The organism is Phormidium pseudopriestleyi FRX01 (genome assembly GCF_017313335.1).
Lineage (GTDB): Bacteria > Cyanobacteriota > Cyanobacteriia > Cyanobacteriales > Laspinemataceae > Laspinema > Laspinema pseudopriestleyi.
Map to the genome: position 1 here is coordinate 1 of NZ_JAFLQW010000115.1, position 6,314 is coordinate 6,314.

General features: G+C 49.5%; 5 protein-coding genes. 2 read left to right on the top strand and 3 right to left on the bottom strand.

Features of this window, described 5'->3' with window-relative positions; all coding sequences use genetic code 11:
- From purH to J0895_RS04400, 3 genes are all read right to left on the bottom strand, one after another.
- A partial coding sequence (purH, locus tag J0895_RS04395) for a bifunctional phosphoribosylaminoimidazolecarboxamide formyltransferase/IMP cyclohydrolase (protein WP_207086908.1) occupies window positions 1–1,304 on the bottom strand: 1,304 nt, incomplete at its 3' end.
- Between the two features lie 229 nt (window positions 1,305–1,533).
- Window positions 1,534–1,656, bottom strand: a complete 123-nt coding sequence (locus J0895_RS26235; RefSeq protein ID WP_015146533.1) for a hypothetical protein — start codon at window positions 1,654–1,656, stop codon at window positions 1,534–1,536.
- Window positions 1,657–1,949: 293 nt separating this feature from the next.
- The gene (locus tag J0895_RS04400; RefSeq protein WP_207086909.1) at window positions 1,950–2,393 is read right to left on the bottom strand and encodes a hypothetical protein; all 444 of its coding nucleotides are present in this window, start codon (window positions 2,391–2,393) and stop codon (window positions 1,950–1,952) included.
- 929 nt (window positions 2,394–3,322) lie between these two features.
- Here J0895_RS04400 and grpE point away from each other — a divergent pair.
- Together grpE and dnaK are read left to right on the top strand one after the other, a co-directional pair.
- Window positions 3,323–4,105, top strand: a complete 783-nt coding sequence (gene grpE / locus J0895_RS04405; protein WP_207086910.1) for a nucleotide exchange factor GrpE — start codon at window positions 3,323–3,325, stop codon at window positions 4,103–4,105.
- A 158-nt stretch (window positions 4,106–4,263) separates the two neighbouring features.
- Complete coding sequence (gene dnaK, locus J0895_RS04410; protein WP_207086911.1) at window positions 4,264–6,135, top strand: molecular chaperone DnaK; 1,872 nt, start codon at window positions 4,264–4,266, stop codon at window positions 6,133–6,135.
- Window positions 6,136–6,314: the final 179 nt, after the last annotated feature.

A 6,314-nucleotide genomic window follows, 5' to 3' on the forward strand; every position in this document is an offset into this window, starting at 1 on the left:
CCTAAAGTGGTGCGATCGCCCGTTACCACAATGGCATTGGATTTAACGTGCTTGACGACCTTCCAAGCAAACAGAAGTTCCGCGAGTTGCTCTTCCGTGGGCTGTTTTTCCGTGACCACTTTCCACTCGGTCGGTTCCGCGATCGCATCGTCGGACTCTTGTACCAAAAATCCTCCGGCGATCGCCTTAATCGTCTTTTTCGGGCCAGTTTGTAAATCCGCTAAGGTTAAAATTCGCAGCTTAGATTTCTTCGCCAAAATTTCTGCCGCTTCTGGTTCACAATCCGGGGCCACCACACATTCCAAAAAGGTTTTGGTCAGTTCCGTTGCCGTTGCCGCATCTAACGGACGATTGCAAGCAACAATTCCCCCAAATGCCGAGACTGAATCCGCTGCCAAAGCCTTTTGATATGCCTCAACTAGGGTACTTCCCATCGCCACCCCACAGGGATTTGTATGTTTGAGAATGGCGACTGCTGCATCTTCTCGACTGTCGGGAAATTCCGCAATAATTTGACGGGCTGCTTCTAAATCAATTAAGTTGTTGTAACTTAACTCTTTCCCTTGCAGTTTATTTGCCCCCGTCCATCCCGTTGCCGTAGTTCCCACTTGATACCAAGCTGCACCTTGATGGGGATTTTCCCCGTACCGCAGGGATTGAATTTGATGTCCGCTGATGCTAAATGTATCCGGAAGGGTGGGATGTTCTGCCTCGGCATTTCCTGCGGCATCCAGATAAGTGGCGATCGCCCGGTCGTATGACGCCGTATGCCAAAATGCTGTCCTCGCACAAGACAGCCGAAACTCGGCAGATGCTTTCCCGTTACTCCGCAATTCTTTTAAGTAACTGTCATACTGCCCCGGATTACATAATACCGTCAGATGGGCGTGATTTTTCGCTGATGCCCGGAGGAGAGTGGGACCGCCAATGTCGATATTTTCGATCGCCTCGGCAAAGGTTACCCCCTCCTTGGCGATCGTTTGTTCAAAGGGGTAAAGATTAACCACCACTAAATCAATCGGACGAATGTCGTTAGTTTCTAAATCTGCCCGGTCCTCGGGGAGGTCCCGTCTTGCTAAAATACCCCCATGAATCCGGGGATGCAGGGTTTTGACCCGACCCCCTAAAATTTCTGGGGACCCGGTATAGTCGGAAACTTTGGTCACCGGCAAACCGGCTGCTTTGAGGGCTGTTGCGGTGCCGCCACTGCTGATGAGGTCAAAGCCGAATTCCTCAACTAAGTGGCGGGCGAGGTCAATTAACCCGGTTTTGTCAGATGTGCTCAACAGTGCCAGACGCGCCATGATGTATCATCCTTTGAGAGTGTGGAATTTGATCTCTACTAGGATAATCCTTCCTTGGATATTTCTGTAAAATTTTTGTCTTGTTTTTCAGTTTTGGGGTTTTTTTAAGGGGGAGAGATGGATGGGCTCCGGTTCCCCTGGATTGTGAGATGAACCGGGAAGGTGAGAGCTTCCTGGGGTTGGCGACAACCGACTGTGGGGGTTGTCGCAACAGGGCGATCAATTGCCCTTACTTTTTGACTTCTTGGTAAGCTTTGAATGCTTGCCAGAGGAAAATACCCGCTACGACTAGGGTAAAGGAAATTTGAGCGATTAGACCATTAGAAATTGGCAGTTCTAAAGCGAGGATCATATTCCGACGCACCTATAAAAACAACTGGGGTTTGAGGGTCTCTAGGGGGAAGGCGATCGCCTAGGGGAGACCGATGATTTATTTATAACTCAAAATGAAGGGGTTTTTATAAATTCAATCCTGTCTTTAAAATAAATAGCTCCTGTAAGTTCAACTTACAGGAGCTATTTATTGGTGGATGTACCCATGAACAGACCTAATTTATTCAATCTAGTTGGCCCTCTTTGGAGGTTCATAAATTGACTATCCTTAATGCAGCAATATTGGTTACTCAAAGAGCCGTGCTCTGGGGTTCACTGAACCCCAGAGGAACTGATTTTTTCAACTTTTACTTCACTTCCCGAGTGGTTGAGCCGATAGACCCAAAGTTGTTCCTGACTAGCAATTTTGACTTGGACAGAGGGTTGGGGTGTCAGACTGCAATCTGAGGCGATCGCCTCACAAATCGCTTCTCCCCCTACTTCCGGTTCGCTCTCCACGATTTGCAGAGCCGATTTGGGTAAACCCAACTCTGTGGATACCGCTTGCAATACTTGGTCAACAGCAACTTCCGATAAGAGTTCAACGGTTGCCGGATTTGCCTCAGCAACTTGAGGGGGAGTGCCCGGATCGCGCCAACCGATATGAAACCAATATAATAGTCCCGTCACGACGATGGCCAAGAGAATGCGATCGAAGGAGTGGACCACATCATCGACGGGTTCTTCTGGATAGGAATCTGGGGTGAGTTGTTTCACAATTAGCCTCTCGAATCGGTGAAATTGGCATAAGGGTTTTGTTGTAGATGTCAGTTGCACCCCAATTCCGCAAGGCTCCGAAAAATTGATCCTGTTCTGAGTTGCCTGTAAGTAGAGAGAGTTTATAACAATTAATTACCTTTCGTCTGGCGGTTAAATGGCTGAAACGGAATCTTTCAATTCGTTCCTGCCCTCTGCCACCATCATCTCAAGAATTTTTCTCTACTATTCCCTTGACTATTCTAACTGAAACTTTGTTTCCTAAAGCCTAGCACCGAGGCTTTAGATTCTCTCAGGGAGCATCCTGCTGGTTTTAATCGGAGGATTTATCTAAGTAAATCCTCTAGGGTCAAACTGCCACTGGCATCCTGAGCGAATTCATATTATTATCTCATCTTCTTTCATCATATTTCCTGGATTTTCCTCAATATTTATTAATGTTTACCGACTCTTCAAACTATTGCTTGAGTCATGGACAGTTTATAACCGATTCCCGCCTAATTCAGCGTCAAAATTTACAAAATCTTTAAAAAATTAGAGGAAACCCTGTGCTAATTTCTGATCCCCGACGATTACTTATAATGAATTACTCATGATTAACAGACAATTATCTGACCATTTAGCTAATTTTGGGCAGTCATGGGTGGGGAGTCAGAGGACCCCGTACCCTCTGTCAGGGAGGGTAATAAAATGGTAAAGTGAACTCCAGTAAGCTGAAGAACATCAGGTCCAGACTAATCAAGGATTCTGTCCGGAGCGATCGCAGTCGCTTCACCCACTGACCTAGGGATGGTAAGGCCAGTTTCTAAAATTAGGAGAGTTGGCATGGGATAACCCAGGCTGGGCGCCGATCTGTAGTTGAAAAGCGCGAGGGATACCCGTCCCCTCAGTCATTTTTCCTCCCCGGTCTTAAGACGCGGGGTTTCCAAATGTCCAAGGAGGCTCAAGTGACAGAAGAACAAAAACAGCAAGAAAAAACACAAACAGAATGGGCAGCGGAGAACGCAGGCGGAGCATCCAATTCCGCTGATGACGCATCCGAGGCAGCAGCCTCCAATGAATGGGGTCATCAAGGGAAAGTGCAGGACGCCCCTCGGGAAGCCTTAGAAGAGAGTGGCCCAACCGAAACAGCGGAACCCGCCGCCGCCGCGCCCGAAACCCAGCAAGCGAGTCCGGAAGAGTACATGGCGATGGAAGCCTTAGTCCAGGCTAATCAGGCTTTTACCATTCAGTTAGAAGAATTAAAAAGCCAATATGCCAGATTAGCCGCAGATTTTGACAACTTCCGCAAGCGCACCCAAAAAGAAAAGCTCGAACTCGAAGCGCAAGCCAAATGTGCCACCATCCGGGAATTGTTAACCGTCGTGGATAACTTCGAGCGAGCCAAAGAACAAATCAAACCCCAAAACGATGGGGAAATGAACCTCCATAAAAGCTACCTGAGCGTTTATAAGCAGATGGTAGAAAGCCTCAAACGTATCGGCGTCTCTGCCATGTATCCCAAGGGAGAAGAGTTCGACCCGAACTTCCATGAAGCCGTGATGCGGGAACCGACTCGGGAGTATGGTGAAGGCATCGTCACCGATGAATTCCGGCGGGGTTATATGCTCGGCGATCGCGTCTTGCGACACGCACTGGTGAAAGTCGCAGCAGCATCCGAGGACGACGAAGAAGCTCCAGCCTCAGAAACCCCAGACAGTCCCCAAGAATAAACAAACTCTAATGATCGGCGGCATCCCAGTCGCCTGATCCCCGGTCCGAATCTCGGGCACCAACCCGGTATCCTCACCCCATCCCGTCGCCATCCCCTTTCGCGACTGGAACCCACCATTCCCCCAATTGCCACGCACACCTTAATCGCCGAACCGCTATGGGAAAAGTCATCGGAATTGACCTCGGGACCACCAATAGTTGTGTTGCTGTCTTAGAGGGCGGTAAACCCAACGTGATTAGCAACACCGAAGGCGGACGCACTACCCCCAGTATTGTGGGAATTGCCAAAAACGGCTCGCGGGTTGTCGGACAGTTGGCCAAACGCCAAGCCGTCACCAACGCCGAAAATACCGTCTACAGCATCAAACGCTTTATCGGTCGTCGCTGGGAAGATACAGAAGAAGAACGATCCCGAGTTCCCTACACCTGTACCAAAGGCAGAGACGACACCGTAGATGTGAAAATCCGAGGGACCACCTACACCCCCCAGGAAATTTCGGCCATGATCCTGCAAAAGCTCAAAGAGGATGCCGAAGCCTATCTCTCAGAATCCGTCACCCAAGCCGTGATTACCGTTCCGGCTTACTTTACCGACGCTCAACGCCAAGCCACCAAAGATGCAGGGACGATCGCCGGGTTAGAAGTGCTGCGAATTATCAACGAACCCACCGCCGCCGCCCTCTCCTACGGCTTAGACAAACAAGGACAAGACCAAACCATTCTCGTCTTTGACCTCGGCGGCGGGACCTTAGATGTCTCCATTCTCCAACTCGGAGACGGCATCTTTGAAGTCAAATCCACCTCCGGCAACAACCACCTCGGCGGGGATGACTTCGATACCACCCTGGTCAAATGGATGGTCGAACAATTCCGCATCAATGAGGGGATCGACCTATCCGTCGATAAAATGGCCGTCCAACGCATTCGCGAAGCGGCAGAAAAAGCCAAAATTGAACTCTCCTCTCGGGAGAATGCCGCCATTAACCTCCCCTTTATCAGCGCCGACGAAACAGGACCCAAACACTTGGAAATGGACCTGACGCGAGGGCAATTTGAAGAACTCGTCAGCAATTTGGTCAAACTCAGCTTAGAACCCGTCGTCCAGGCGATTAAAGATAGTACCCTAAGTATCGAGGAAATCGACCGGATTATCTTAGTGGGCGGTTCCACGCGAATTCCAGCCGTTCAAAAAGCCATTAGTGATTATTTTGGCGGCAAAGAACCCGATCGCACCGTCAATCCTGATGAAGCTGTGGCGATCGGGGCCGGAATCCAAGCCGGGGTCCTCGGGGGTGAAGTCCAAGATGTCCTACTTTTGGACGTCACTCCCCTCTCCCTCGGCATTGAAACCCTTGGCGGCGTTTTTACCAAAATTATCGATCGCAACACGACCATTCCCACCAGCCGCGCCCAAACCTTCTCCACCGCCACCGATGGACAACGGGAAGTGGAAATCCATGTCCTGCAAGGAGAACGGGCAATGGTCAAAGATAACAAAAGCCTCGGCAACTTCATCCTCGATAAACTGCCCCCCGCACCCCGAGGGGTTCCACAAATCGAAGTCTCCTTTGAAATTGATGCCAATGGCATTCTCAATGTCGCCGCTACAGACAAAGGCACCGAACGTGTCCAAAGCATTCAAATCACGAGCACCGGCGGTTTGAGCGACGAAGAAATCGAGAAAATGCGGGAGGATGCGGAAAAATATGCCGACGAAGACCGCTATCGCAAACAAGTTGCAGAAATTAAAAACCAGGCTGAAAGCCTGTTCTATAATTATAAAGCGACTCTGAAAGATAACGTGGCTCTGTTGAGCGATGAGCTCAAGGCAGAACTCAAGGACCGAGGGAAACAGCTCAAAGCCTCCCTCGAAAATAAACCCATTGAGGTTGAAGAGCTTAAACAGCGAATGTCCGCATTCCAAGAAACTCTCTTCTCCGTGGGAATTGCCGTCTATCAGCAATCAACCCCACCGGCAGAAGAGGAAGAGGAAGAGGAAAAAGAAGAAGAGGCCAATACATCGGAGTAACTCCCTGTTGGTCAGTAGACTGACGAGGGAATCATCGGTTTTGACACTCCCGATGTCTAAAGACACGGGGATTCTTGCACAGCCTTAGACCAAAGCCTAAGTCTGATGGGCGCTGCTCAAAGTGCCTCTAATAAGTCCGCTCAAATTAGATTTGAACTTTCCCTTTACTTTGCGAAGGA